The following is a 26,830-nucleotide window of genomic DNA, read 5'->3' on the forward strand; positions in this document are numbered from 1 at the left end:
GCTAGATAGCGTGTGAATTCGGCGTTATGTTTGGCACAGCTGATGCATTGCAGGGAAGGCGACGACTCGTCGCGTCATCAATGACCAGAACGGTCAAGGAAATGTCCATGCGTACTGTCCGCCCTGTCCTGCTATCGCTCGGCCTGCTTTCGACCATTGGCATGGCGAGCGCGGCAGACACCACCACCTTCAACGTCAAGATCGCGGTCACCAAGGCCTGCACGATCACCGCCGCATCCGCCACGGACGTCGACTTCGGCTCGGTACTCTCGACCTCGACCGCCAATGCGGACGCCAACGGCAGCGTGACGGCCCAGTGCACCGCATTGACGCCGTACAACATCGCACTGAGCGCGGGCAGCAATGCCGGGACTGCCAACGACGTCACCACCCGCCGCATGAAAAATACCGACGCGCTGGTGACCACCAACAACTACATCGCCTACCAGCTCTACCAGGATCTGGGCCGCAGCACGGTCTGGGGCAGCACCACCGGCACCAACACGCTCAGCCGCACCGCCACCGGCCTGAACCAGGTCTACCCGGTCTACGGCCGCGTGACCAACCCGTCGGCCAACAATCCTGCGACCGGTAGTTACCAGGACACGATCACTGCCACGATCGTCTATTGAGCCCGCGCATGCCTGTGCATCACCGCCCGTTGTCACGTTTACCTGCCTGGCTGATGTCGGCCGGGCTGGCGATGACGCTGGTCATGGCCAACGGCGCCCTGCCGACGCCGGCGCATGCCGCCAGCCTGCAGTTGGCACCCACATCGCTGAGCCTGAGCGCCCAGCAGACCGCCGACGGCCTGTGGCTGAGCAACAGCGGCAGCGCGCCGGTACAGGTGCAGACCCGCGCCTATCGCTGGACCCAGCGCGATGGGCAGGATCAGCTCGACCCCACCCAGGATCTGCTGGTCAGCCCGCCGATGCGCACCCTGGCCGCTGGCGAGCGCCAGTTGATCCGGGTCATCCGCGCCGGGCCTGCCCCGAGCGGGCAGGAGCAGTGTTACCGCATCATCGTCGACGAGTTGCCCAGTGCCGATGCCGACCGCAAAGGCATGCAGTTCGTGCTGCGTTATTCGGTGCCGATCTTCCTGCTGCCGCCCGGCAACACCGAACCCTCGCCGACCCTGAGCGCGCAGGTGGTTGCCGGCAGCGATGGCAAGGCGCAGATCCAGATCAGCAACACCGGCACCGGCCATGCGCAGGTCGCCGACCTGCGGCACCAGGTCGATGGCGCAACCAAGACCGCGTTGAACGGCTTGGTCGGTTATGTACTGCCCGGGCAGACCATGCGTTGGTCGCTGAGTGCGCCGCTGGCGCAGTTCGGCCGCGGCACCATCATCGCAAGGATCAATGGTGAGGCTGACGAACGTACCTTGTTGGCCGCGCCGACGGCGCCTTGATGCGGCGCGGCTGGCGATGACGCTCCTTGCGACCGCCAGTTGCCTGGGCAGCGCCGCAGCCGGCGATCTGGCCGATGTGACGTCGCTTCCCGATCAGCCGCCACCCAGCGCCACGCCACAGCCGCAAACGCTGTATCTGGACGTGACCTTGAACCAGGCCGACCGCGGCCTGGCACCATTCGAACTGGTCGACGGGCGGCTACGCGGCTCGGTGGAAACCCTGCGCAAACTCGGCTTCATCCTGGCCGACCGCGTGCCTGGCGAATTGGTCGATCTGGACCGCCTGCCCGACGTGGAAGTGCGCTACGACGCGGCGCTGCAGCGGCTGGCGCTGCAGGCGCCGCTGGCGCAGCTGTCGTTGTCCACCACGGTGCTCAAAGCCGAAGAAGTGGCCCCGCCCAGCGCCACTGCATCGCCCGGCATGCTGCTCAATTACGACCTGTATGCCACCCGCAATGCCGGCGTCAGCAGCGCGTCGCTGGCCACCGAAGTGCGCGCGTTCGGCATCGGGCGCGGCATGGTCGATACCACCGCGGTCTTCCTGGCCTACGATCGCCCCCAGGACAAACGCTGGCGCAGCGAAGCGGTGCGTCTGGACAGTGCCTGGCAGATGGATTTCCCGGACAGCGCCACCAGCCTCAGCGTGGGCGATTTCTATAGCGGCTTTGTCGACTGGAGCCGCTCGATCCGCCTGGGCGGCGTGCAGATCGGCCGCAATTACGCCTTGCAACCGTATCGGGTGCTGACGCCGACGCCGAGCTTTCTCGGCGAAGCGGCAGTGCCTTCCACCGTTGAGCTGTATGTGGACGGCTTGCGCCAGTGCAGCGGCCAGGTGCCGGCCGGCCCGTTTCAGCTGGCCGCGCAACCGGGCATCAGCGGCACCGGCCAGGCGCAGATCGTGGTGACCGATGCGTTCGGACGCGTGCGTCGGCTGGATTTCGCGTTCTATGGCACACCGCAGTTGCTGGCGCGCGGCATTTCCGAATGGTCGGCCGGCATCGGCCATCTGCGCCGCGACTACGGCGTGCGCTCGTTTTCCTACGACCGACGCCGTGTGGCCAGCGCCACCTTTCGCAAAGGCCTGCGCGACGATTTCACGATCGAAGCGCATGCCGAAACTGGCGGCGGCGTGATCAACGCAGGCGCAGGCGGCGTGTGGCTGCTTGGCGTGGGCGGTGTGGTCAATGCCGCCTACGCGCACAGCCGGATGGACGCGCTACGGGGCGGCCAGTACGTGCTGGGCTACGCCTGGAACAACTGGCGTTTCAACGTCAATCTGGGCAGCCAGCGCACCCATGGCGACTATCGCGACCTGGGCGCATTGCAAGGCGCCCTGCCAGCGCGCGTCAGCGACCGCGCAGCAGTCGGGGTCAACGTCGACCCGATCGGCTCGCTCGGCACCAGCTATGTGCGGCTGAGCTATCCGCAAGGCGATACCTCGCGCTATGCGAGCGTGTTCTGGTCCCGCAGCTTCGGGCGCAACTGGGCGGCCAATCTGTCGGGCAATCAGAATCTGGATGTCTCCAGCGATCGCAGCCTGTACCTGTCGCTGTCGACCACCTTCGGCGAAGTGCGTCAGGCCAGCGCATCGATGCAGCGCAACGGCGAGCGTACCGGCCTGGTGGCCGACGTCAGCCAGCCGCTGCCTGGCGATGGCGATCTGGGCGGCATCGGCTGGCGCCTGCAAGGCCGTGCCGGCGACGACGCCAGCGGCGGGCTGGCCGAACTGGGCTGGTTGAACCGGGTCGGCCGCTACAACCTCGGCGCCGCAACCCAGGACGGCGACAGCTTCGGCTATGCCAGCGCCAGCGGTAGCCTGGTGTGGATGAATGGCCGCACCTTCGCCGCGCGCGATATCCAGGACGCGTTCGCGGTGGTCTCCACCGACGGCCAGCCCGGCATTCCGGTCCGCCTGGAAAACCGCCTGATCGGAGTCACCGACGCGCGCGGCACCCTGCTGGTGACGCCGTTGCAATCGTGGCAGCGCAACCAGCTCTCCATCGACACCTTGAGCCTGCCGGCAGACCTGCGCGTAGACCGTGTCGACACCACGGTGACACCACGCCAGCAATCCGGCGTGGCGGTGCGCTTCGGCATTACCCGCGTGCGCGCCGCCATCATCGTGCTGCACGACGCGCAAGGCGCGCCGCTGCCCGTGGGCAGCGTGGTGCAGCGCGACGGCAGTACCGAACGCGTGGTGGTCGGCTACGACGGCGAAACCTATCTGGACAATCTGCAACGCGACAACCGCATCCTGGTCGACCTGCCCGAGGGCCGTTGCGTTGCGCAGTTCGCGTATCCCGCCGATCCGGGCGGCATTCCGCGGGTGGGGCCGCTGCAGTGCATCCCTGAGCAGACCACGCCATGAGCATGTCCACGCTTTGGCGCCTGATGCTCGCGCTGACGATCGCGATGGTGTGGCTTGGGCCCAGCGAGCGGGCGCACGCAGAGACCACCTGCACCGTCACCCTCGGCACACCGTTGGCATTTGGCAACGTGGCGGCCAACGGCACCACCGATGCAGTGGCAACACTCAACGTTTCCTGCGCGACTGCCGCGCTCAGCGTGCTGGGCTACGCACAAGTCAGCCTCTGCCTGGACCTTGGCCCCGGCAGTGCCAGCAGCGGCGTGTATGCCCCTCGTCGCATGCTCAATTCCACCAGCGACAGCCTGGATTTCCAGATCTACAGCGAGGCAACCCGCACGCAGATCTGGGGCGCCACCGGGTCGGCGGCTCCCTCGCCGCGCACGTTGACACTGTCCTACAACGTGCCGGTGATCACCGGCGGCTCGCAGACCGCCACCATCACCGTGTATGGGCGGATTCCGGCCAACCAGATCCTTTCGGTCGGCAACCACACCAGCAGCTTTGGCGGCGCCGACACCGTGCTGCGCTACTCCTACAACGAAAGCATCATCGGGGTACCCTCGCTGCCGAGCAGTTGCACGGCGGGCGGCACCGGCTCCAAGACTGCCAGCAATGCCTTTCCGTTCACTGCCTCGGCCACCGTGCCGGCACGCTGCAATGCCTACGTCACCACCGATCTGGACTTCGGCAGCATTGCCGGCAGCATCGACACCGCCATCGATCGCACCTCCACCATCAGCCTGGCCTGCACCAACCGCACCGCGTGGAATATAGGCCTGGACAATGGCAGCAATGCCAGCGGCAGCGTGCGGCGAATGCGCCACGCCAGCAGCGCCAATTACATCAATTACGAGCTCTACAGCAATACCGGCCGCAGTAATCGGTGGGGTACCGTCATCGGGGTGGATACGCTGGCAGGCACCGGCAACGGCACCACCCAGACGGTCACCGTCTATGGCCGTGCGCCGGCCCCACAACTGCCGATTGCCGGCGCCTATACCGACACGGTGACCGTCTCCATCACTTACTGACAGTTAATAAAGTTCGTATCGGGGGCGTCGCTATTTGTTACGTCTCCAATGCAAACGATTGCCTCCATGACGCAGGTCACCTTCCTGAAGCGCTTGGCCCTGGCTGCTCTCGCTTGCGCCGCGACATCTACCGCGGCGAACGCAGCCACCGCGCGGGGGCCGGAAAATTCCACCCTCCACATCGGCCTGCGTCTGCTCAGCGGTTGCGAACTGCGTACCGCGCCGCCGCGCGCCAGTTGCTCCAGGGGCACGCCGATGGCGATCGCCGAGCCACCCAGCAGCAATGAGGCACCCGCCGTCACCAGCACCGGCCAGGACGCCAGCGCGCTTGGCGGGCCGCTGCCCGCCGGCAGCGCGCGCATCACCACCATCGCGTTCTGAGCATGGCCACTGCTTGCCACCTTCGCGATCTGTTGGCCTGGGCCCTGGCCCTGGGCTGTATGGCAGCAAGCGGGGCCGCCAGTGCTGCCGAGATCGCCATCGCGCCGACCACCGCGCACATCCCGGCCGACAGCGACCAGGCAACGGTCTGGCTCTACAACCAGGCCGCGCAACCCTGGCGTGCCGACGCCAAGCTCTACCGCTGGCGCCAGGACGGTGAGCGCGAACTCCTCGAGCCAGCCACCGGCGTCACGGTCAGCCCGTCGCACTTCGAAATTCCGTCGCAAGGCCGGCAGCTGTTGCGCGTGATCCGCCTCGGCCCCAGCCCCACGCAGGCCGAAGACAGCTACCGGCTCGTGGTGACCCAGCACGCGATCGGCAACGAGACCGACCTGCTGCGTTATTCCACCCCGGTGTTTGCACAGCCCAGCCAGGCCAGTGCAGCGCAACCGGCGTTGCACGCCAGCCTGGCCGGGCACGGCAGCCAGCGCGCGTTGCGTATCCACAATTCCGGCTCCAGCCATGCGCGCCTGGCCGACCTGGCCTATATCGATGCCGGCGGCACCCGCCGCAACATCCGCGGCGACCTGGCCGGCTACGTCCTCCCCGGCCAGACCCGCCAATGGGCCCTGCCCGCCAACCTGCCCGCAGGCAGTGGCCGCTTCGTGGCGCGTATCAACAGCGATATCGAAAGCACGTTGGCGCTGGAGCCGGGAATCGGGAATTGAGAATTGGGAATGGGTCAAGCCGATTGCGCTAGCTGATCGTGGGCTGGTGAAGGCCCAAGCGAACCGGGCTCTGCGATTCCCGATTCCCGATTCCCGATTCCCGATTCCCGCCAATTGCGCCACGCCCACTCGCCAGCTATACTCCGCCGGCTGTTTTGCGTCTCTTGCGCATTGCGTCGTCCACGTCGGACGTCACCGACGAATTCACACCTGCTGCCGCCATCCGCGCCGGGGTGCCCTCACACAGGGTTCGTCGCGGAGGCAACAGGGAAGCCCAACCCCGGAATCGTGTGCGTTTTGATGCGAGCCCCTCGCAACAGCCCGCACATCCATGTGCGGACTTTTCAACAACAAGCCGCGCACGGCGATTCCGCTATCAGGAGTTTTTTCAATGCCCCAAGTCACCATGCGTCAGATGCTGGAAGCCGGCGTCCATTTCGGCCACCAGACCCGCTACTGGAACCCCAAGATGGCGCCGTACATCTTCGGCGCGCGCGGCAAGATCCACATCATCAACCTCGAGAAGACCGTTCCGCTCTTCAACGACGCGATGAACTTCCTCTCCTCGGTTGCGCAGAAGCGCGGCACCGTGCTGTTCCTGGGCACCAAGCGCAGCGCGCGCGAGTCCATCAAGGAAGAAGCCGAGCGTTGCAACATGCCGTTCATGACCCAGCGCTGGCTGGGCGGCACGCTGACCAACTTCCGCACCGTCAAGCAGTCGGTTGCCCGCCTGAAGGAACTGGAAGCCGCTGAAACCGACGGCACCTTCGACAAGCTGGTCAAGCACGAAGTGCTGGGCCTGCGTCGCGAGCGCGAAAAGCTGGACGCCTCGCTCGGTGGCATCAAGGAAATGAACCGCCTGCCGGATGCGATCTTCGTGATCGATATCGGCCATGAAGACATCGCCATCAAGGAAGCCAAGAAGCTCGGCATTCCGGTGATCGCCGTGGTTGACACCAACTACGATCCGGCCCTGGTCGACTACGCCATCCCGGGCAACGACGACGCCATTCGCGCCGTGCAGCTGTACGCACGCGCCGCTGCTGACGCCGTGCTGGAAGGCAAGGCGGCTGCGCCGAACTCCGCTTCGGTGCGCGAAGAAGAGTTCTCGGCCGAGTCCGCCGACGAAGGCAAGGGCCGTCGCGCTCCGGCCAAGAAGGGCGACAAGAAGGCTGACGCCGCCGAGTAATCGGCGTGCAATGCGGCCGCACCATGCTGTGCGGCCGCAGTCCCGACGGCGCCCTCGCGCTCCGTCGCTGAGGCTACTGCATACATCTACGGGGGCGGCGGCATGCCGCACCGTCTCCTACTGGCGGAATCGCTTCCGCCGCACGCATTCGTCCATATGAGGTAATTCCATGGAAATCACTGCTTCCCTGGTCAAGGAACTGCGCGAGCGCACCGGCGCCGGCATGATGGAGTGCAAGAAGGCACTCGTCGAAAACGCAGGCGACATCGACGCCGCGGCCGAGTGGCTGCGCAAGTCGGGCCTGGCCAAGGCCGACAAGAAGGCTGACCGCGTCGCCGCCGAAGGCCGCATCGCCACCGCCCAGGCCGGCGGCAAGGCCGTGCTGGTCGAAGTCAATTCCGAGACCGACTTCGTCGCCAAGGACGAAAACTTCCTGGCCTTCACCGAGGTCGTGGCCAATGCCGCACTGAACTCGGACGCTGCCGATGCCGAAGCGCTCAAGAGCGTCAAGCTCGACAGCGGCGAGACCATCGAAGAGCGTCGCGCTGCGGTGATCGCCAAGGTCGGCGAAAACCTGCAGGTGCGTCGCCTGGTCCGTATCGACAGCGCCAACAACGTCGCGGCCTATGTGCACGGCGGCCGTATCGGCGTGCTGGTCGAACTGAAGGGTGGCGACATCGAGCTGGCGCGCGGCATCGCCATGCACATTGCGGCGATGAACCCGCCGCACGTCAAGGCCTCCGACGTTCCAGCCGAATTCGTTGCCAAGGAAAAGGAAATCGAACTGGCCAAGATGTCCGAAAAGGACAAGGCCAAGCCGGCCGAGATTCTGGAAAAGATCATCAGCGGCAAGATCAGCAAGATCGTCAACGAAGTGACGCTGTACGGCCAGCCGTACGTGCTCAACACCGACCAGACCGTCGAGCAGGCAGTCAAGGCCGCCGGCGCCGACGTGATCGGCTTCCAGCGCCTGGCCGTTGGCGAAGGCATCGAGAAGGTGGTGGAAGACTACGCCGCCGAAGTGATGAAGCAGGCCGGCCTGGCCTGATCTTCCCCGCTCGGAAAAAAGCCGCGGCATGCCGCGGCTTTTTTTTGCCTGTCGCTCGCGCATCCGCACACTGGCGCGAACCTGAAGCGAACGCATCCGGCACGGCGGCAAGCGGCCTCAACTCTACAGATGTCATCGGCATTGCCGTTACCTGAAGATGCCGACCAGGCTCTGGCGTTCCATCACGCATGTTTTGTGGCGCGGCGATGGCGGAGCATGGCGCGCCCTACTCAACGACCGCAGCTGTATGCTTGTGGCCACTGTTGGCGATGACTCATGCAACCAGATCTCCAGGCCGCCCTGCACTACTGCCGTAATCTGCCCTCGCCGCCCGGCGTTGCGTTGCGCATCATCGAACTTGCGCAGGATCCGGACGTGGACATGACCACCACGGCCAAGGTCATCGGCATGGACATGGCATTGAGCGCACGTATGCTGCGGGTGGCCAATTCGCCGCTCTACGCCAGTCGCCGCCGCATCGACAATCTCGGCCAGGCGCTGACCATGCTCGGCCTCAACGCGACCTTGAGCCTGGCACTGGGCTTTTCGATGGTGCACGGCGTGCGCAGCACCTTCATCGCCCACCCCTTGCACGAGCGCATCTGGCGCCGCGCCGGCCTATGCGCGCTGGCCAGTCGCATCCTCGGCCAGGCCTACGGCATCCGCAAACCCGAAGAATTGATGCTGGCCGGCCTGCTGCAGGACATCGGCAAGCTGGCCCTGCTGCAGGGCGCGCCCGATCTATACGGGCCGCTGCTGGAACAGGCCGCCGACAACACCGCGCTGCTGGTTGCCGAACGCGAACAGCTGGGCGCCACGCATGCCGAAGTCGGCGCCTGGCTGGCGCATCAGTGGCAGCTGCCGCCGTATCTGCAGAATGCGATTGCGCAGAGCGAAGAAGAACCGGCAGGCCTGGAACCGTTCATGGCCTGCGTGGCGCTATCCGGGCGCCTGGCCGATATCTGGCTCTCGGCCAGTGCGGTCACTGCAACCGAACATGCGCAGCAGCAGGCGCAGGACGTGCTGGAGCTCGATGCCGAACGCTTCGAAAAAGTGATCGAACGCATCGCCGAATCGCTGCCGGAACTGGAGGCGCTGTTCGACATCCGCGTGCCGCAGCCCGAGCACATCCAGATGATCTTCGAGCAGGCGCGTGAACTGGCGATGCTGCGCAGCCTGCGCGAATTGCAGGACGTGGCCGAAGCGCGCCGGCATGCCGACGAATCGGAAAACCGCATGCGTCACCTGGCCGAACAGGCCAGCCGCGATGCGTTGACCGGGGTATTCAATCGGCATCAGCTCGGTACCGCGCTGACGCATGAGTTCGAACTGGCCTCGCGCCAGGGCTGGCCGCTGTCGATCGCCTTCATCGACCTGGACGAGTTCAAGCGCGTCAACGATGCGCACGGACATCTGGTCGGCGATGAAGTGTTGCGCAATTTCGCGCAAACGCTGCAACGCATGGTGCGCACCAGCGACCTGGTGGCGCGCTACGGCGGCGAAGAATTCCTGGTGATCCTGCCCAATACACCGGCCGATGCGGCGCTGATGGTGATCGAACGCATCCTGGCCGAAACCGCGCGTACGCCGATGGCGCAACTGAAGGGCGGCCCATTGCATATCACCTTCTCTGCGGGTCTTGCCACGCACGGCGGTGCCGAGCGCCAGTTCGACAGCATCGACCATTTGTTGCAGGCCGCCGACAGCACACTGTATCGCTCCAAGCATCGCGGCCGCAACCGCGTCACTGCGTACGATGCGACCGATGTACCAACGCCGCCGAACCCGCGCGCGCATTGAGCAACCGGTCACGCCACTGCCAACAAAGGAATTTTTACCACGCCAGGTGACAGGCTTCCGCTAGAATTGCCGGCGTTTGCCGATCCCCCACCCCCGAGGTTTCCCCATGTCCGAACTTTCCTATCGCCGCATTCTTCTCAAACTTTCCGGGGAGGCGCTGATGGGGGACGGGGATTACGGCATCGACCCCAAGGTCATCAATCGCCTGGCGCATGAAGTGATCGAAGCCCAGCAGGCCGGCGCGCAGGTGGCGCTGGTGATCGGCGGTGGCAACATCTTCCGCGGCGCCGGCCTGGCTGCCAGCGGCATGGACCGCGTCACCGGCGACCACATGGGCATGCTGGCCACGGTGATCAACGCGCTGGCGATGCAGGATGCGCTGGAAAAGCTCGGCGCCAAGGTGCGCGTGATGAGCGCCATCAAGATCAACGATGTCTGCGAAGACTTCATCCGTCGCCGTGCGATCCGTCACCTGGAGAAGGGCCGCATCGCGATCTTCGCCGCCGGCACCGGCAACCCGTTCTTCACCACCGACTCGGGCGCAGCGCTGCGCGCGATCGAGATCGGTGCCGACCTGCTGCTCAAGGCAACCAAGGTCGACGGCGTGTACGACAAGGACCCGAAGAAGCACACCGATGCGGTGCGCTACGACAGCCTGACCTACGACCAGGTGATCCTGCAGGGCCTGGAAGTGATGGATACCGCCGCCTTCGCACTGGCGCGCGACAGCGACCTGCCGCTGCGCATCTTCGGCATGAGCGAACCGGGCGTGCTGCTGCGCATCCTGCACGGCGAGCAGATCGGCACGTTGGTGCAGGGCCGCAGCTGAGGTCGGGAATCGGGATTGGGGAATCGCAAGAGCGCACGGCCGCAGGCTGCACAGCGATCTCCAACCCGGCGCCCGGCGTGAAAAGGGGCGCCAAGTGAACCGGCTGCGCGGGTGCTGACGGCCCGCGAGTCGTGAAACCCCAGTCCCGGCTATAATCCCCGGATTCAGCTCCACACGGATTCCGGCGATGCTCACCCAGATCAAACAAGACGCGCAGACGCGCATGACCAAGAGCATCGATGCTCTGCGCCATTCCCTCACCACCATCCGCACCGGCCGTGCCTCGCCGGCGCTGCTGGACGGTATCAAGGTCAAGGCCTACGGCGCCGATACGCCCCTGAATCAGGTTGCCAGCATCAGCGTGTCCGAAGGCCGCTCGCTGGTCATCAGCCTGTTCGACAAGGGCATGATCAAGGACGTGGAAAAAGCCATTTACGCTTCGGATCTGGGCCTGACCCCGACCGTGGTCGGCACCGTGATCCGCCTGAACCTGCCGCCGCTGACCGAGGAGCGCCGCAAGGAGCTCAGCAAGTCCGTGCATGGCGAGGGCGAAGACAGCAAGGTCGCCATTCGCAACATCCGCCGCGACGCCAATCAGCAGGTCAAGGATCTGCTCAAGGACAAGGCCGTCACCGAAGACGAAGCCCGCAGCGCCGAGGACGATATCCAGAAGCTCACCGACAAGGCCATCAAGGACGTGGATGAGGTCGTCAAGGGCAAGGAACAGGAATTGATGACGGTCTGATCGTGGCATCGCCTGCCATGCATCCAGTCCCTTCTGCTGCTGTGCCGCGCCACATCGCCATCATCATGGATGGCAATGGGCGTTGGGCGCAGCGTCGGCGGCGTCCGCGCATGATCGGCCATCGCGCCGGCGCGCGCGCGGTCAATCGCACGATCGATTTCTGCCTGGAAAAAGGCGTGTCGGCGCTGACCCTGTTCGCGTTTTCCAGTGAAAACTGGGGCCGTCCGCAGGATGAGGTCGACGCGCTGATGAAGCTGTTCCTGCATGCGCTCGACCGCGAGGTCGAAGAACTGCAGCGACGTGGCGTGCAGGTGCGCTTCATCGGCGACCGCAGCCGCTTTGCCGCACCATTGCGCGAGCGCATGGCCGGCGCCGAGCGCAGCACCGCAACGAACTCGCGGCTGGTGCTGAGCATCGCAGCCAGCTACGGCGGCCGCCAGGACATCGCAGCGGCTGCCCGCGCATTGGCCGAAGACGTCGCTGCCGGCCGCCTGCAGCCAGAGCAGATCGACGAAGCGCTGCTGTCCAGCCGGGTCGCCCTGGCCGACCTGCCCGCGCCGGACCTGTTCATCCGCACCGGTGGCGACACCCGCATCAGCAATTTCCTGTTGTGGCAGCTGGCTTACACCGAGCTGTGGTTCACCGAAACCCTGTGGCCGGAGTTCGATGCCGGCGTGCTGCAGCAAGCGCTGGACGACTTTGCCGGGCGTGAACGCCGCTTCGGCCTGACCAGCGCACAGATCGCCGACAAGGCGACGGAGAGCTCCTCCGCATGACCAAGACTCGCGTGATTGCCGCGCTGATCATGGCGCCGCTCGCGATTTGCGCGATCGTGCTGCTGCCCACCCAATGGCTGGCAGCGCTGGCGGCGGTCCTGTTCCTGACCGGCCTGTGGGAGTGGCTCAAGCTCTCCGGGATCGACGACAGCCTGCCGCGCACCGTGCTTTTGACGCTCAACCTGCTGCTGATGGTGCTGATGGTGTGGGCCTCGGCCGGCTCGATGGTGCTGTTCCAGATTGCGTCGCTGGTCGGCGTGGCGTGGTGGCTGTTGGCGCTGCTGTGGCTGCGCTTTTTCACCTTCGGCGCCGATCATGGCAACGGCCAGGCGCGCGCACTCAAGCTGGCCGCCGGCACCCTGGCGGTGCTGCCGGCATGGGCAGCGCTGGTGCTGCTGCATGCCAGCCCGGACAAGGGCAACCTGTGGTTGCTGACCGCGCTGACCATGGTGTGGGCGGCTGACTCCGGTGCCTACTTCGCCGGCCGCGCGTTCGGCAAACACAAGCTGGCGCCGCGGGTCAGCCCCAACAAGACCATCGAAGGGTTGCTCGGAGGCCTGCTCGCCGGCATTGCGGTTGCCTGCGCGTTCGGCTGGCTGGCCGGGCTGACGCTGGCACATGTGCCGCAGCTGGTGCTGGTCTCCGCACTGGCGGTGCTGGCATCGGTGCTGGGCGACCTGTTCGAAAGCCTGCTCAAGCGCCACGCCGGCGCCAAGGACTCGGGCACGCTGATTCCGGGCCATGGCGGCGTGCTGGACCGCATCGATGGCGTGCTCGCTGCCCTGCCGGTGTTCGCACTCGGCAAGGAAATTCTCGGATTCTAGGCATGGCTGGCTCCTCTCTCCGTCAGGTCGCCGTGTTCGGCGCCACCGGCTCGATCGGTGCATCGGCACTGGACGTGATCGCGCGTCACCCCGAGCGGCTGCGCGCCAGCCTGCTGTCGGCCGGCAGCAAGGTCGATGAGCTGCTGGCGCTGTGCGCCACCCACCGGCCTGCGCATGCGGTGATTGCCGATGCAGCGCTGTATCCCGCGCTGCGCGATGGCCTGCGCGCGCTGGGCCTGGCGACCCAGGCGCACGCCGGCGCCGAGGCGTTGGACGCACTGGCGAGCGGCGATGTGTGCGACACCGTGGTGGCGGCGATCGTGGGTGCGGCCGGGCTGCCGTCTACGCTGGCGGCAGCGCGCGCCGGCAAGCGTCTGTTGCTGGCCAACAAGGAATCGCTGGTGCTGGCTGGCGAGCTGCTGACCCGCACCGCAGCCGCTGCCGGCGCTGAAATCATTCCGATCGACAGCGAACACAGCGCCATCTTCCAGTGCCTGCGCTCCTGCGACGCCAGCCGCGGCGTGCGCCGGGTCATCCTGACTGCCTCCGGTGGCCCGTTCCGCGGCCGCGACCGCGCGGCACTTGCCGCAGTCACGCCCGCGCAGGCAGTGGCGCATCCCAAGTGGTCGATGGGCCCGAAGATCTCGGTGGATTCGGCAACCCTGATGAACAAGGGCCTGGAAGTCATCGAGGCGCATCACCTGTTCGGACTGCCGGGCGAGCAGATCGATGTGCTGGTGCATCCGCAGAGCCTGGTGCATTCGCTGGTGGAATTCGTCGACGGCTCCACGCTTGCCCAGCTTGGCCTGCCGGACATGCGTACCACCCTGGCGGTGGGCTTGGCCTGGCCGGAGCGGGTCGACTCCGGCGTCGGCGGGCTGGACCTGCTTCGCCAGGGCCGGCTGGATTTCGAGGCCCCCGACACCGCCGCGTTCCCATGTCTGCGCCTGGCCTGGGACGCGTTACGGGCCGGCGGCACCGCCCCGGCGATCCTGAACGCGGCCAATGAAGTGGCTGTTTCAGCCTTTCTTCAGGGCCAGGTGGGTTTCCTAGCGATCCCTGCGTTGGTCGAACACACACTGACAACGCTCCCGCGGCACAATGCCGACTCCCTCGACACCCTGCTTTTTGCCGATGCGCAAGCCCGGCAAATCACTGAACGCGCCCTCGCCCACCACGCCCTTCATGCCTGATCGTTCCACGCACGCGAGCTGCACACATGGGTGATTTCATCGGTTCGGTCTGGTGGATGATCGTCAGCCTGGGCGTGTTGGTGACCTTTCACGAATTCGGGCATTTCTGGGTGGCGCGGCGCTGCGGCGTCAAGGTGCTGCGCTTTTCGGTGGGCTTCGGCAAACCGCTGTGGATGCGCCGCAACCGCCACGGCACCGAGTTCGTGGTTGCCGCGATTCCGCTGGGCGGCTACGTCAAAATGCTCGACGAGCGCGAAGGCGACGTGCATCCGGCCGAGCAGGGCCAAGCCTTCAATCGCAAGACCGTGTGGCAGCGCATCGCGATCGTCGCAGCCGGTCCCATTGCCAACCTGTTGCTGTGCATGGCGATGCTGTGGGCGATGTTCGTGGTAGGCAAGCAGGATTATTCGGCAACCATTGGTCGGGCCGATGGCCTGGCCGCCGAGGCCGGGCTGGGCCCGGGCGAGCGCATCGTGCGCATCGACGGTCGCAGCGTGAGCAGCTGGAGCGATGCCAGCATGCAGCTCACCACTGCGGCAATGGACAGGCGCGATGTCCGCGTCCTGACCGCCTCTGACGCTGCGGGCAGCAGTGAGCACACCTTGCGCTTGTCGCAGCTGCCGGTCGGTTTCGACGAACGCCGCGTGGCCGCACTGGCCGGCATCGGCTGGCAGTTCATGCTGAAGCCACCGGTGATTGCCGAAGTGGTGAAGGGCTCGGTGGCCGATGGCCTGCTCAAGCCGGGCGACCGCATCGTGGCCATCGACGGCCAGCCGATCCGCTCGGCCGAAGACATCATTCCGCAAGTTCAGGCGTTGGGCGCCCACGGCGGGCCGGGCATGATCGAGGTGGCGCGCGGCGAAGACCGGCTGGCGCTGGAGATTGCCCCGCGCAAGTCGCCGCAGGGCCAATGGATGATCGGCGTGCGTCCGGCCGCTGCGCCGGCTCCGGAATACGACAGCCGCCAGCAGTACGGGCTGTTCGCCGCCGTGCCGGCCGCGATCCGCGAAACCGGCCGGATGACCGCCGACTCGCTGGGCATGATGAAGCGCATGCTGACCGGCCAGGCCTCGGTCAAGAACATCTCCGGCCCGGTCACCATTGCGCGTGCCGCCAACGCCTCGGCCGAACGCGGGCTCGACTGGTTCCTGTATTTCCTCGGATTGCTGTCGCTCAGCCTTGCGATCATCAACCTGATGCCCATCCCGATCTTGGACGGTGGGCATCTGCTGTATTACCTTATCGAGTTGATCAAGGGCAGCCCGATCAGCGAACGGGCCATGATTGCCGGACAATACGTCGGCCTGGCGGTCCTGGCCGGGTTGATGGGACTGGCGTTCTACAACGACATCCTCGGCCTGGTTCCACGATGAAGCTGCTCCACTCTTTCCGCCTGTTGTCGTCGTCATACGCCGGCATCCAGCAACACCCGAATACGACTCCAACCGGATGTGACATGACGCGTCTTCCCACTCGCCGCCTGCTTGCCCTCGCTCTTGCCGCCGGCCTCAGCCTGCCGGCCGTTGCTCTGGCCGTCGAGCCGTTCGTTGCCAGCGACATCCGCGTCGACGGCCTGCAGCGCATCGCCTCCGGCACCGTATTCACCTATCTGCCGGTGAACCGCGGCGACACCGTGGACGATGCCAAGGTGGCCGACGCGATCCGTGCGCTCTACCGCACCGGCTTCTTCGAGGACGTGCAGCTGGACCGCCAGGGCAACATCCTGGTGATCACGGTCAAGGAGCGCCCGGCGATCAACAAGCTCACCGTGACCGGCAACAAGGACATCAAGTCCGAGGAACTGCTCAAGGGCCTGGGTGACATCGGCCTGTCCGAGGGCGGCACCTTCGATCGCCTGAGCCTGGACCGCGTGACCCAGGAACTGACCCGCCAGTACAACAACCGCGGCAAGTACAACGTGGAAATCACCCCGACGGTGAGTCCGCTGGACCGTAACCGCGTCGACGTGGCCATCGCGATCAAGGAAGGCAAGGCGGCCAAGATCCGCCACGTCAACCTGATCGGTACGGAAAAGTTCGCCAACGAGGACATCCTGGACAACTGGGAATCCAAGGAGCACAACTGGGCCTCGTGGTACCGCCGCGACGACCAGTACTCCAAGGAAAAGATGTCCGGCGACCTGGAAAAGCTCAACTCCTGGTACCTGGACCGCGGCTATGTCGACTTCAGCATCGACTCCACCCAGGTCTCGATCAGCCCCGACAAGCGCGATATGTTCATCAGCGCCGGCGTCACCGAGGGCGAGCAGTACAAGATTTCCGAAATCAAGGTGACCGGCGACACCGTGCTGCCGCAGGCCGACATCGAGCGCCTGGTGATCCCCAAGGCCGGCGACATCTTCTCGCGTGCATTGCTGGAGTACACCTCCGATGCGATCACCAACACGCTGAGCAACGTCGGCTACGCGTTCGCCAAGGTCAACCCGATCCCGACGCCGAACCGCGAAGACCGCACCGTGGCAGTGAACCTGCAGGTGGTGCCCGGCCCGCGCGTGACCGTGCGCCGCATCCTCTACAAGGGCAACAGCCGCACCTCCGACGAGGTCTTGCGCCGCGAAATGCGCCAGTTCGAGAACACTTGGTACTCGCAGGCGGCGATCGACCGTTCCAAGATCCGCCTGCAGCGGTTGGGCTACTTCGAAAGCGTGGACGTGGAAACGCCCGCGGTGCCCGGCAGCAACGACCAGGTCGACGTGGTCTACAACGTCAAGGAGACCACCTCCGGCAGCTTCGTGTTCGGCCTGGGCTACTCGCAGAGCTTCGGTGTGACCACCTCGGTGCAGTTGTCGCAGAACAACTTCCTGGGTGGCGGTAACCGCGTGGCAGTGGAGGCTTCGCGCAGCAGCTACCAGCAACGCTACGCGTTCTCCTACACCAATCCGTTCTTTACCGACGACGGCGTATCGCTGGGCTACAACCTGTCCTGGCGCGCGCTGGATTACTCGGACTTCAATACCGCACAGTTCAACAGCAAGAATGGTTCGGCGCAGGTGGTGTTCGGCGTGCCGATCACCGAAAACGACACCGTCTCGGCGATGGTGGGTATCGACAGCAACCAGATCACGACCTTCGCGGGCACCACACCGCAGGCGATCATCGACTACATCAATGCGATCGGCACGCGCACCTTCCATGCCTGGCGCACGGAGCTGGGCTGGGCACGCGACACCCGCAACGACTTCTTCATGCCGACCCGCGGCATGTACCAACGCGTGGGCCTGGAGACCACCCTGCCCGGCTCCACGGTCGAGTACTACAAGCTCAACTACCAGATCTCCAACTACTGGCCGATCATTCCGGCGCTGGTGTTGAACACGCGCTTCGAACTGGGCTACGGCGACAGTTACGGGAAGGACAGCACCCGCGTGCTGACCAACCCGGATGGCAGCACCCGCACGGTCACCGCCACCGGCCTGCCGTTCTACGAGAACTTCTACGCCGGCGGCACCAATTCGGTTCGTGGCTTCGAAGACAACACCCTGGGCCCGCGTTCGGAAGCGATCAATGGCTTTACCCGCGGCCAGCCGTTGGGTGGCTCGTTCAAGACGGTGGGCTCGGTGGAAATGTATTTCCCCAAGCTGTTCGACAGCCCGTCGGCGCGCGTTTCGGCATTCGTCGACTTCGGTAACGTGTACAACGGGGTGGACAACTTCAAGGCCAACGAGTTGCGCGCCTCTACCGGTGTGGCGCTGTTGTGGCGCGCGCCTGTCGGCCCCATTTCGATCAGCTACGCATTCCCGCTGAAGAAGGAAGACAACGACGAGATCGAGCGTCTGCAGTTCACCTTCGGCGGCCAGTTCTAAGATTGGCACGCGAAACAATGGCGGCCCGGACGCCCGGGCCGCCATTGTTGTTTGAACACCCTGGTATGAAACAGCTTCAGAAGTAGTTGTTCCAGACATTGCCCAGGCAGGTGGCGGTGGCGCCCCAATCGGATGCGTCCACGCATTGCACCTGCTGGTCCCAGAAGCTCAGCGCGCTGGTGCGCTGCTGCGCGAAATCGTCGGCCGATGCACTGGTGATTGCGCCCAGCAGGATCACGCTACCGAAAATGGAGAGAACAGTTTTCATATGTTTCTTCCTGGGTTCGCCGCATCGTTGCGGCCCGGCAAGCAATACGCTCGACTGTTTAGCCAACTTTTGGCGACGTTTTCCCCCTGTTAAACCAGCACCTACCGTTTACGCGAGGTTTACCCTGATGCGATTGACCGCCAGTGCGATTGCCGAACAATTCGGGTTGACCGTCGTCGGTGACGGCACCACCGAAGTCAGCGGCGTCGCCACCCTGGCCCATGCCGGCGCAGGCCAGCTGAGCTTCCTGTCCAACCCGCGCTATCGTCCGCAACTGGCCGACACCCAGGCCGCCGTCGTAGTGCTACGCGCCGACGATGCCGACGCCGCCAAGGGCACCGCGCTGGTCGCCAAGGATCCGTATACCGCATTCGCCAAGATCGCCGCGCTGTTCGACGTGGCACCGGTGCGCGAACCGGGCATCCATGCCTCTGCGGTGATCGACCCGACCGCGCAGGTGTCGCCTGGCGCGCATGTCGGTCCGTTCGTCAGCATCGGTGCGCGTAGTCGCGTGGGCGATGGCTGCGTGATCGGCACCGGCAGCATCATCGGCGAGGACTGCGTGGTGGACGAGGGGAGCGAACTGCTCGCCCGCGTCACCCTGGTCACGCGCGTGCGGTTGGGCAAGCGCGTGCGCATCCACCCTGGCGCGGTGATCGGCGCCGACGGCTTCGGCCTGGCCATGGATGCCGGGCACTGGATCAAGGTGCCCCAGCTCGGCGGTGTGGTGATCGGCGACGACTGCGAAATCGGTGCCAATACCTGCATCGACCGCGGTGCGCTGGAAGACACCGTGCTGGAAGAAGACGTGCGCGTGGACAACCTGGTGCAGATCGCGCACAACTGCCGCATCGGCGCGCACAGTGCGATCGCCGGCTGCACCGGCATTGCCGGTAGCGCCAAGATCGGCCGTTATTGCCTGCTTGGCGGGCATGTCGGCGTGGTCGGCCACCTGGAGATCTGCGACAAGGTGGTGATCACCGGCAAGTCTGTCGTGCGTAATTCCATCCATGAGCCGGGCGAGTATTCGTCCGGCACCCCTCTCACCGACAATCGCACGTGGCGCAAAAACGCCGCGCGCTTCAAGCAGCTTGATGTGCTCGCTAGGCGCATCCTGGCTGTGGGCAAGGAGAAAGAATGAGCCACCACGTTTACGAACTGCCGATCGACGTCAGTCAAATCCAGACGCTGCTCCCGCACCGTTACCCGTTTCTGCTGGTCGACCGCATCCTCGAACTCGATCTTGAAACCAAGTGGATCGTGGCGCAGAAGAACGTCAGCATCAACGAGCCGTTCTTCCAGGGCCATTTTCCGAACCGCCCGGTGATGCCTGGCGTGCTGATCATCGAGGCGCTGGCGCAGGTCGGCGGCGTGATGACCCAGCTCGGTCTGGGCCGCGATGCCTTGTCGCAGCTGTTCTATATGGTCAAGGTGGACAAGGCCCGCTTCAACAAGCAGGTGGTCCCGGGTGACGTGTTGATCATGGAGGTGCAGATGAAGCGCCTGATCCGCAACGTGGGATGCTTCTACGGCGAGGCCAAGGTCGATGGCGAAGTGGTGGCCAGTGCCGAGGTGATGTGCGCCGGCGCCAGGTAATCACCCGCTTTCGGAGTAAGACACGATGCGCGATTCAACACCTTTGATTCATCCGACGGCGGTCATCGATCCATCGGCAACGCTGGCAGACGACGTCCGCGTCGGCGCCTTCTCGTTGATCGGCGCCGATGTGCAGATCGGGGCGGGCACCGAGGTGGGGCCACACTGCTCGATCCACGGCCCGACCCGGATCGGCCGCAACAACCGCTTCATCGGCCACGCCGCGATCGGCGGCGAACCGCAGGACAAGAAGTACGCTGGCGAGCGCACCGAACTGGTGATCGGCGACGGCAACGTGATCCGCGAATTCGTCACCATCAATCGCGGCACCGGCGGCGGCGGCGGCGTCACCGTGGTCGGCAACGACAACTGGATGCTGGCCTATACGCACGTGGCGCACGACTGCCATGTGGGCAACCACTGCGTGTTTTCCAACAACACCACGCTCGCCGGCCACGTCACCGTGGGCGACTACGTGATCATCAGCGGCTTTGCCGGCGCGCATCAGTTTTGCCGGATCGGCGCGCATGCCTTCCTGGGCATGGGCGCGCTGACCAATGGCGACGTCCCGCCGTTCACCATGGTGGGCAGCGACTCGCTGGGGCGTCCGCGCGGCATCAATAGCGAAGGGCTCAAGCGTCGCGGTTTCGACGCCGAACGCATTACCGCGATCAAGCGCGCCTACCGCACGCTGTACGTGGCCGGCCTGCCGCTGGCCGATGCCAAGCTGCAGCTGGCCGAACAGGCCAAGAGCAGCGAGGATGTGCGCGGCATGCTCGAGTTCATCGAAGCGGCAGAACGGCCGTTGTTACGATGAAGGAAATCGGGAATCGGGAGTCGGGAATCGTGGACGGTCAGCGCAACGGCGCGTCGGTCGGCAGCGACCCGACTGCGCTGCCGATTCCCCATTCCCCACTCCCCATTCCCGGCGCGCATGCGCGCCCTCCCCGCATCGCGCTGATCGCTGGCGAGGCCTCTGGCGACATCCTGGGCGCGGGACTGATCGAGCAGCTGCGGCTGCGCTATCCGAATGCCGAATTCGTCGGCATCGGTGGCGATGCGATGCGTGGCGTCGGTTGCCAGACCTGGTTCGATGCCAGCGAGCTGGCGGTGATGGGCCTGACCGAGGTGCTGCGGCATTTGCCGCGCCTGCTCAAGCTGCGCAGCGCGTTCCGCGAGCGGGTGCTGGCGTGGAAGCCGGACGTGTTCATCGGCATCGACGCGCCGGATTTCAACCTCCCGGTGGAACGCTGGCTCAAGCAGCGCGGGATCAAGACCGTGCACTACGTCAGCCCGTCGGTGTGGGCGTGGCGCGAGAAGCGTGCCGAAAAAATCGGCGTCAGCGCCGATCTGGTGCTGTGCCTGTTTCCGATGGAACCGCCGATCTACGCCAGGCATGGCGTGGACGCCCGTTTTGTCGGCCACCCGATGGCCGACGATATCGCCTACCAGGCCGACCGCGCAGCGGCGCGCGCAACGCTGGGCCTGTCCGCCTCCAGCACCGTCCTGGCAGTGTTGCCGGGCAGCCGGCACGGCGAAATCAGCCGGCTCGGCGACACCTTTTTCCAGGCCGCATGGCTGGTGTCCGAGCACCTGCCCAACCTGCACGTGCTGGTACCGGCCGCCAATCCGGGCTGCAAGCAACTGCTGGCCGAGCAGCTCTCACGCTCGTCGCTGCCGGTGATGCGCTCCCACCTGCTCGACGGCCAGGCACGCACTGCGATGCTGGCCGCCGACGTGGTGCTGCTGGCCTCCGGCACCGCCACGCTGGAAGCGATGCTGGTCAAGCGCCCGATGGTGGTGGGCTACAAGGTCGCACCGCTCACCTACCGCATCGTCAAGCTGCTGGGCCTGCTCAAGGTCAACCGCTACGCCCTGCCCAATATCCTGGCCAATGACGACCTGGCGCCGGAACTGATGCAGGACGACTGCGCCCCCGAGCGCCTGTGCGTGGCGCTGCTGGACTGGTTCAAACACCCCGACAAGGTCGCCGCCCTGCAACCGCGCTACCTGGCCCTGCATGCGCAGTTGCGCCGCGACGCGTCGGCGCGGGCAGCGGATGCGGTGGCCGGGCTGCTGGAAGGCAGGGATTCGGAGGTCGGGATTTGGGATTCGGCAGGAGCGAAGGCATGAAAATCATTGCTTTAGGCACCCAAGCCGATAGCGCCGACGCTGAGGCGCGCCAGTCGCCCTTGTTTGACCAATCCCAAATCCCGAATGTCGAATCCCGGCGTTTGATCGCCGGCGTCGACGAAGCTGGCCGCGGCCCGCTGGCCGGTCCGGTGGCCGTGGCGGCCGTGGTGTTCGACCCCGGCAAACCACGCATCAATGGGCTGGACGATTCCAAGCAGCTCACGGCCGAGCGGCGCGAGCAGCTGTATGCGCGCATCGTCGACCGGGCGCTGGCGTGGTCGGTGGTGTTGATCCACAGCGAAGAGATCGACCGCATCAATATCTACCAGGCGACCATGCTCGGCATGCGGCATGCGGCGCGCGGTGGAAGGCGTGGCGCATGTGGCCGGGTTCGCGCGCATCGATGGCAACCGCGTGCCCAAAGGCCTGCCCTGCCCGGCCGAGGCATTGATCGGTGGCGACGCGCTGGATCGCGCCATCATGGCCGCCTCGATCGTGGCCAAGGTGACGCGCGACCGGCTGATGCACGAACTGCACACGCGGCACCCGGAATATCGCTTCGATCAGCACAAGGGCTACAGCACGCCGGTGCATCTGGCCGCGTTGCAAACCCACGGGCCATGCCCCCAGCATCGGCGCAGCTTTGCGCCGGTGCGCCTGGCGCTGGAAGGCCGCAACCCGGGGCCCGGGACCCGGGACCCGGAACAGCTGCAAGTGGGCAGGTTGGTGGTGCCGCTTTAGAGGTCGGGACCCGGGACCCGGAAAAGCACCAGCACAGCAACAGCAAAGAAACGACGAGTGGCGTCCCGCCACGTCTTCCCGCTTTGCTTTCCCGGCCCCCCGGTGCCGGGTCCCGGCTCCTCAAGCCTGGCAGGTCCCCAGGTCCCGCCCCCAGCTGTCAAGCCTTGTTCGCCCCCGCCCCCGCCGGTACCCTGACCGCGCATTATTCCGGTCCCGCATGTCCACTTCCCGCTTCGTCCATCTGCACGTCCACACCGAGTTCTCGCTGGCGGATTCCACCATCCGTGTGCCCGAGAAACCGGATCAGGCTGACCCGAAAAAGGCCAAGCAGGCCAACCTGCTGAGCCGGGCAGTCGAACTCGACATGCCCGCGCTGGCGGTCACCGACCTCAACAACCTGTTCGCGCTGGTCAAGTTCTACAAGGCGGCCGAAGGCGTGGGCATCAAGCCGATCGCCGGCGCCGATGTGATGATCGCCACCCCGGACATGACGCCCTGGCGCATGACCCTGCTGTGCCGCGACCGCGAGGGCTACCTGAGCCTGTCGCGGCTGCTCACCCGCGCCTGGATGGAAGGCCACCGCCCCGAAGGCGGCGTGGCGATCCATCCGGAATGGCTGCAGGCCGGGCACGCCAACCTGTTTGCGCTGGCCGGCCGCGACAGCCTGGCCGGGCGCCTGTTCAACGAGGGCCGCGCGGACCTGGCCGAGCAACAGCTGGCCGACTGGCAGCGCGTGTTCGGCGATGGCCTGCACCTGGAACTGACCCGCACCGGGCGCGAGGGCGAAGAACGCTTCAACCAGTTCGCCCTGCACGCCGCGGGCGTGCGCGGGCTGCCGGTAGTGGCCAGCAACGACGTGCGTTTTTTGTACGCCAGCGACTTCAATGCGCACGAAGCGCGCGTCTGCATTTCCTCCGGCCGCGTGCTCGACGACCCCAAGCGCCCGCGCGAGTACAGCGACCAGCAGTACATGAAGTCCAGCGAGGAGATGGCGGCGCTGTTCGCCGACATCCCCGACGCCATCGACAACACCCACGCGCTGGCGCAGCGCTGCAACATCGAGATGCGCCTGGGCACCTACTTCCTGCCCGCCTACCCGGTGCCGGAAGACGAGACCCTGGACAGCTGGATCCGCAGCCAGTCGCGACAGGGTCTGGCCGCACGCCTGGAAAAGAACCCGATCGCGCCGGGCAAGACCCGCCAGGACTATGTGGACCGGCTCGAATTCGAGCTGGACACCATCATCAAGATGGGCTTTCCCGGCTACTTCCTGATCGTGGCCGACTTCATCCAGTGGGGCAAAAACCAGGGCATTCCGATCGGCCCGGGCCGCGGTTCCGGTGCCGGCTCGCTGGTGGCCTGGGCGCTGCAGATCACCGACCTGGACCCACTGCCCTACAACCTGCTGTTCGAGCGCTTTTTGAATCCAGAGCGCGTGTCGATGCCCGACTTCGACATCGACTTCTGCATGGACCGCCGCGACGAAGTCATCGACTACGTGGCGCGCAAATACGGCCGCGAACGCGTCAGCCAGATCATCACCTACGGCACCATGGCCGCCAAGGCGGTGGTGCGCGATGCCGGGCGCGTGCTGGGCTTCTCGTATGGGCTGGTGGACAGCGTGGCCAAGCTGATCCCCAACATCCTGGGCATCACGCTCAAGGACGCGATGGGCGAAGGCAAGGACTCGGAGATGGCCTCGCCGGACCTGATCCAGCGCTACCAGGTCGAAGACGACGTGCGCGACCTGATGGACCTGGCGCGCCAGCTCGAAGACCTCACCCGCAACGCCGGCAAGCACGCCGGCGGCGTGGTGATCGCCCCCGATCCACTCTCCGAGTTCTGCCCGCTGTTCGCCGAACACGACGAGGACGGCCGCGGCAAGAACCCGGTGACCCAGTTCGACAAGGACGACGTCGAAGCGGTGGGACTGGTGAAGTTCGACTTCCTCGGCCTGCGCACGCTGACCATCATCGATTGGGCGGTCAAGGCGATCAACGTGCGCCACGCGCGCGCCGGCATCGACCCGGTGGACATCACCGCCATTCCGCTCGACGACGTGCCCACCTACAAGGGCGTGTTCGCCTCGGGCAATACCGGTGCGGTGTTCCAGTTCGAATCCTCGGGCATGCGCCGCCTGCTCAAGGACGCGCGCCCGGACCGCTTCGAGGACCTGATCGCGCTGGTGTCGCTGTACCGCCCCGGCCCGATGGACCTGATCCCGGACTTCAACGCGCGCAAGCACGGCCAGCAGGAGATCGTCTACCCCGATCCGCGCACCGAAGTCATCCTGAAAGACACCTACGGCATCATGGTGTATCAGGAGCAGGTGATGCAGATGGCGCAGATCGTCGGCGACTATTCGCTGGGCGGCGCCGACCTGCTGCGTCGCGCGATGGGCAAGAAGGTGCCGGCCGAAATGGCCAAGCACCGCGAAATCTTTCGCGAAGGTGCGGCCAAGGGCGGCGTGAGCGCAGCCAAGGCCGACGAAATCTTCGACCTGATGGAGAAGTTCGCCGGCTACGGCTTCAACAAGTCGCACGCCGCCGCCTACGCGTTGGTCAGCTACCAGACTGCGTGGCTGAAACGGCATTACCCGGCCGAATTCATGGCCGCCACGCTGTCCTCTGACATGGACAACACCGACAAGGTGGTCGGCTTTCTCGATGAAGTGCGCAACCTCGGCCTCACCGTCAAACCGCCGCGCGTCAACGAGTCAGCGTACATGTTCGAGGCCGCCAGCCCGGACACCATCCAGTACGGCCTGGGCGCGATCAAGGGCGTCGGCCAGGGCGCCTGCGAGGCGATCGTCGAAGAACGCCAGCGCGGCGGCCCCTACACCACGCTGCTGGATTTCTGCACGCGCGTGGGCACCGCAAGGCTCAACCGGCGCACGCTGGAAGCGATGATCAATGCCGGCGCGATGGATGGGCTGGGCAAGAACCGCGCCTCGCTGATGCTGCAGCTGCCCGAGGTGATGAAGGCCACCGAGCAGATGGCGCGTGAACGCGCCTCCGGGCAGAACTCGCTGTTCGGCGGGCCGGACCCGAGCGCCCCGGCAATGCGCCTGGACCTGCCCGAAAGCAAGGAATGGCCGTTGGGCCAGCTGCTCACCGGCGAGCGCGAAACGCTGGGCTTCTATCTCAGCGGCCACCCGTTCGACCCGCACCGCGAAGAAGTCCGCGAGCTGGTCGGCTGCGACCTGGGTGCGCTGGAAAAGATCCTGGCCTCGCAACAACGTGGCGGCGGTGGGGGCGGCGGCGATGGCGAAAAACGCGCCTGGCGGCCGGAAGTGAGCGCGATCCTGGCCGGCCAGGTGGTCGGCGTACGCCGCAAGGGCGACAGCCAGGTGTTCGTGCAACTGGAAGACGGCCGCGGCCGGGTCGAATGCAGCGCGTTTTCCGATGCGATGGCCGAATTCGGCCACCTGCTCACCCGCGACCGCATCCTGATCGTCAAGGGCGGCCTGCGCGAGGACGAATTCAACGACGGATACAGCCTGCGCATCCGCCAGTGCTGGGACTACGAGCAGATCTGCGCCGACCACGCGCAGCGGCTGTCGCTACGGCTGGACCTGCGCGAGAAGCACGCCTTCTCCCGTATCGACGCGCTGCTGGCCAAGCACCGACCCGGCAAGACGCCCCTGCGCCTGGACCTGCTGCTGCGCGCACCCAGCGGCGGCGTGGCCGGCATGCTCGACCTCAATGGCACCCATTCGGTGCGCATCGACCAGCAGCTGATGGACAGCCTGCGCGCAGACCCGGCGGTGCGGACGGTGAAGATCAAGTACAGCCCGCCGTGGGCGTGAGGGGCCGGGATTGGGGATTGGAGATTGGGGATTTGTAACGGCAGTCTACTGGCACGTCGAAGCCGCGATAGTGCTCTTGCGAATCCCGAATCCCCAATCCCGGCCATGCAACCGCACGGCTGCGTACGGGCCAGCCAC

Annotated in this window: 22 protein-coding genes and 1 pseudogene; 22 read left to right on the plus strand and 1 reads right to left on the minus strand. The window is 65.7% G+C overall.

Translation table 11 applies throughout. The features are described 5' to 3' along the window. The first annotated feature begins 107 nt into the window (after positions 1 to 107). The 16 genes from LN450_RS19005 (at position 108) to bamA (ending at position 18,146) form a co-directional block, all read left to right on the plus strand. Positions 108 to 632 (plus strand): Csu type fimbrial protein, encoded by a 525-nt coding sequence (locus tag LN450_RS19005; RefSeq protein WP_005911736.1) that lies wholly within the window; start codon positions 108 to 110, stop codon positions 630 to 632. 8 nt (positions 633 to 640) lie between these two features. Further along, entirely contained in the window at positions 641 to 1,411 is a 771-nt protein-coding gene (locus tag LN450_RS19010; protein ID WP_011346900.1) for a fimbrial biogenesis chaperone, read from the plus strand. A gap of 16 nt (positions 1,412 to 1,427) precedes the next feature. Further along, on the plus strand, positions 1,428 to 3,779 hold the full coding sequence (locus tag LN450_RS19015) for a fimbria/pilus outer membrane usher protein (protein WP_041855039.1): 2,352 nt from the start codon (positions 1,428 to 1,430) through the stop codon (positions 3,777 to 3,779). Further along, entirely contained in the window at positions 3,776 to 4,810 is a 1,035-nt protein-coding gene (locus tag LN450_RS19020) for a Csu type fimbrial protein (RefSeq protein WP_011346898.1), read from the plus strand. The genes LN450_RS19015 and LN450_RS19020 overlap by 4 nt, the downstream gene beginning before the upstream one ends. 48 nt (positions 4,811 to 4,858) lie before the next feature. Further along, on the plus strand, positions 4,859 to 5,191 hold the full coding sequence (locus LN450_RS19025; RefSeq protein ID WP_041855038.1) for a hypothetical protein: 333 nt from the start codon (positions 4,859 to 4,861) through the stop codon (positions 5,189 to 5,191). A gap of 2 nt (positions 5,192 to 5,193) precedes the next feature. Continuing rightward, entirely contained in the window at positions 5,194 to 5,919 is a 726-nt protein-coding gene (locus LN450_RS19030) for a fimbrial biogenesis chaperone (RefSeq protein ID WP_011346897.1), read from the plus strand. 391 nt (positions 5,920 to 6,310) lie between these two features. Next, positions 6,311 to 7,108 (plus strand): 30S ribosomal protein S2, encoded by a 798-nt coding sequence (gene rpsB / locus LN450_RS19035; protein WP_011346896.1) that lies wholly within the window; start codon positions 6,311 to 6,313, stop codon positions 7,106 to 7,108. A 169-nt stretch (positions 7,109 to 7,277) separates the two neighbouring features. Next, complete coding sequence (gene tsf, locus LN450_RS19040) at positions 7,278 to 8,156, plus strand: translation elongation factor Ts (RefSeq protein WP_008578287.1); 879 nt, start codon at positions 7,278 to 7,280, stop codon at positions 8,154 to 8,156. Between the two features lie 276 nt (positions 8,157 to 8,432). Then, on the plus strand, positions 8,433 to 9,956 hold the full coding sequence (locus LN450_RS19045) for a sensor domain-containing diguanylate cyclase (RefSeq protein WP_011346895.1): 1,524 nt from the start codon (positions 8,433 to 8,435) through the stop codon (positions 9,954 to 9,956). A 106-nt stretch (positions 9,957 to 10,062) separates the two neighbouring features. Then, the gene (pyrH, locus tag LN450_RS19050; RefSeq protein ID WP_005911727.1) at positions 10,063 to 10,785 is read left to right on the plus strand and encodes a UMP kinase; all 723 of its coding nucleotides are present in this window, start codon (positions 10,063 to 10,065) and stop codon (positions 10,783 to 10,785) included. A 187-nt stretch (positions 10,786 to 10,972) separates the two neighbouring features. After that, positions 10,973 to 11,530: a ribosome recycling factor gene (gene frr / locus LN450_RS19055; RefSeq protein WP_005921623.1), complete on the plus strand. Its 558-nt coding sequence runs from the start codon at positions 10,973 to 10,975 to the stop codon at positions 11,528 to 11,530. A gap of 17 nt (positions 11,531 to 11,547) precedes the next feature. Then, on the plus strand, positions 11,548 to 12,306 hold the full coding sequence (gene uppS / locus LN450_RS19060; RefSeq protein ID WP_011346894.1) for a polyprenyl diphosphate synthase: 759 nt from the start codon (positions 11,548 to 11,550) through the stop codon (positions 12,304 to 12,306). Continuing rightward, on the plus strand, positions 12,303 to 13,130 hold the full coding sequence (locus LN450_RS19065) for a phosphatidate cytidylyltransferase (protein WP_011346893.1): 828 nt from the start codon (positions 12,303 to 12,305) through the stop codon (positions 13,128 to 13,130). The genes uppS and LN450_RS19065 overlap by 4 nt, the downstream gene beginning before the upstream one ends. Before the next feature lie 2 nt (positions 13,131 to 13,132). Further along, positions 13,133 to 14,323, plus strand: a complete 1,191-nt coding sequence (locus tag LN450_RS19070) for a 1-deoxy-D-xylulose-5-phosphate reductoisomerase (protein ID WP_039418594.1) — start codon at positions 13,133 to 13,135, stop codon at positions 14,321 to 14,323. Positions 14,324 to 14,349: 26 nt separating this feature from the next. Then, on the plus strand, positions 14,350 to 15,696 hold the full coding sequence (rseP, locus tag LN450_RS19075) for an RIP metalloprotease RseP (RefSeq protein WP_011346891.1): 1,347 nt from the start codon (positions 14,350 to 14,352) through the stop codon (positions 15,694 to 15,696). 83 nt (positions 15,697 to 15,779) lie between these two features. Further along, the gene (gene bamA, locus LN450_RS19080; protein ID WP_008578281.1) at positions 15,780 to 18,146 is read left to right on the plus strand and encodes an outer membrane protein assembly factor BamA; all 2,367 of its coding nucleotides are present in this window, start codon (positions 15,780 to 15,782) and stop codon (positions 18,144 to 18,146) included. Between the two features lie 76 nt (positions 18,147 to 18,222). Here the strand turns inward: bamA and LN450_RS19085 are convergent, their stop codons facing one another. Further along, the gene (locus LN450_RS19085; RefSeq protein ID WP_011346890.1) at positions 18,223 to 18,414 is read right to left on the minus strand and encodes a hypothetical protein; all 192 of its coding nucleotides are present in this window, start codon (positions 18,412 to 18,414) and stop codon (positions 18,223 to 18,225) included. Between the two features lie 127 nt (positions 18,415 to 18,541). Here LN450_RS19085 and lpxD point away from each other — a divergent pair, with 127 nt between their 5' ends. From lpxD to dnaE, 6 genes and pseudogenes are all read left to right on the plus strand, one after another. Then, entirely contained in the window at positions 18,542 to 19,555 is a 1,014-nt protein-coding gene (gene lpxD / locus LN450_RS19090; RefSeq protein ID WP_008578280.1) for a UDP-3-O-(3-hydroxymyristoyl)glucosamine N-acyltransferase, read from the plus strand. Continuing rightward, complete coding sequence (gene fabZ, locus LN450_RS19095; protein ID WP_003485378.1) at positions 19,552 to 20,010, plus strand: 3-hydroxyacyl-ACP dehydratase FabZ; 459 nt, start codon at positions 19,552 to 19,554, stop codon at positions 20,008 to 20,010. The genes lpxD and fabZ overlap by 4 nt, the downstream gene beginning before the upstream one ends. Before the next feature lie 25 nt (positions 20,011 to 20,035). After that, on the plus strand, positions 20,036 to 20,827 hold the full coding sequence (lpxA, locus tag LN450_RS19100) for an acyl-ACP--UDP-N-acetylglucosamine O-acyltransferase (protein ID WP_011346889.1): 792 nt from the start codon (positions 20,036 to 20,038) through the stop codon (positions 20,825 to 20,827). A gap of 29 nt (positions 20,828 to 20,856) precedes the next feature. Continuing rightward, positions 20,857 to 22,143: a lipid-A-disaccharide synthase gene (lpxB, locus tag LN450_RS19105; protein WP_039418601.1), complete on the plus strand. Its 1,287-nt coding sequence runs from the start codon at positions 20,857 to 20,859 to the stop codon at positions 22,141 to 22,143. Beyond that, positions 22,140 to 22,884, plus strand: a pseudogene (locus LN450_RS19110) (ribonuclease HII). Before lpxB ends, LN450_RS19110 begins: the two are co-directional and overlap by 4 nt. Before the next feature lie 217 nt (positions 22,885 to 23,101). Then, a complete protein-coding gene (dnaE, locus tag LN450_RS19115) occupies positions 23,102 to 26,692 on the plus strand; it encodes a DNA polymerase III subunit alpha (protein WP_011346886.1) in 3,591 nt (1,196 codons plus the stop codon). Positions 26,693 to 26,830 lie beyond the last annotated feature (138 nt).

This window comes from Xanthomonas euvesicatoria pv. euvesicatoria, from assembly GCF_020880415.1.
Taxonomy (GTDB): Bacteria; Pseudomonadota; Gammaproteobacteria; order Xanthomonadales; family Xanthomonadaceae; genus Xanthomonas; species Xanthomonas euvesicatoria.

Bases quoted from the DNA above. Each gene is read 5' to 3' on its own strand.
- fabZ (WP_003485378.1), top strand. From the start codon at position 19,552: ATGAGCCACCACGTTTACGAACTGCCGATCGACGTCAGTCAAATCCAG.
- bamA (WP_008578281.1), top strand. From the start codon at position 15,780: ATGACGCGTCTTCCCACTCGCCGCCTGCTTGCCCTCGCTCTTGCCGCC.
- uppS (WP_011346894.1), top strand. From the start codon at position 11,548: ATGCATCCAGTCCCTTCTGCTGCTGTGCCGCGCCACATCGCCATCATC.
- LN450_RS19010 (WP_011346900.1), top strand. From the start codon at position 641: ATGCCTGTGCATCACCGCCCGTTGTCACGTTTACCTGCCTGGCTGATG.
- lpxD (WP_008578280.1), top strand. From the start codon at position 18,542: ATGCGATTGACCGCCAGTGCGATTGCCGAACAATTCGGGTTGACCGTC.
- frr (WP_005921623.1), top strand. From the start codon at position 10,973: ATGCTCACCCAGATCAAACAAGACGCGCAGACGCGCATGACCAAGAGC.
- tsf (WP_008578287.1), top strand. From the start codon at position 7,278: ATGGAAATCACTGCTTCCCTGGTCAAGGAACTGCGCGAGCGCACCGGC.
- LN450_RS19005 (WP_005911736.1), top strand. From the start codon at position 108: ATGCGTACTGTCCGCCCTGTCCTGCTATCGCTCGGCCTGCTTTCGACC.
- dnaE (WP_011346886.1), top strand. From the start codon at position 23,102: ATGTCCACTTCCCGCTTCGTCCATCTGCACGTCCACACCGAGTTCTCG.
- LN450_RS19020 (WP_011346898.1), top strand. From the start codon at position 3,776: ATGAGCATGTCCACGCTTTGGCGCCTGATGCTCGCGCTGACGATCGCG.
- LN450_RS19030 (WP_011346897.1), top strand. From the start codon at position 5,194: ATGGCCACTGCTTGCCACCTTCGCGATCTGTTGGCCTGGGCCCTGGCC.
- LN450_RS19085 (WP_011346890.1), bottom strand. From the start codon at position 18,414: ATGAAAACTGTTCTCTCCATTTTCGGTAGCGTGATCCTGCTGGGCGCA.
- LN450_RS19065 (WP_011346893.1), top strand. From the start codon at position 12,303: ATGACCAAGACTCGCGTGATTGCCGCGCTGATCATGGCGCCGCTCGCG.
- rpsB (WP_011346896.1), top strand. From the start codon at position 6,311: ATGCCCCAAGTCACCATGCGTCAGATGCTGGAAGCCGGCGTCCATTTC.
- lpxA (WP_011346889.1), top strand. From the start codon at position 20,036: ATGCGCGATTCAACACCTTTGATTCATCCGACGGCGGTCATCGATCCA.
- pyrH (WP_005911727.1), top strand. From the start codon at position 10,063: ATGTCCGAACTTTCCTATCGCCGCATTCTTCTCAAACTTTCCGGGGAG.
- LN450_RS19070 (WP_039418594.1), top strand. From the start codon at position 13,133: ATGGCTGGCTCCTCTCTCCGTCAGGTCGCCGTGTTCGGCGCCACCGGC.
- LN450_RS19025 (WP_041855038.1), top strand. From the start codon at position 4,859: ATGCAAACGATTGCCTCCATGACGCAGGTCACCTTCCTGAAGCGCTTG.
- rseP (WP_011346891.1), top strand. From the start codon at position 14,350: ATGGGTGATTTCATCGGTTCGGTCTGGTGGATGATCGTCAGCCTGGGC.
- LN450_RS19045 (WP_011346895.1), top strand. From the start codon at position 8,433: ATGCAACCAGATCTCCAGGCCGCCCTGCACTACTGCCGTAATCTGCCC.
- LN450_RS19015 (WP_041855039.1), top strand. From the start codon at position 1,428: ATGACGCTCCTTGCGACCGCCAGTTGCCTGGGCAGCGCCGCAGCCGGC.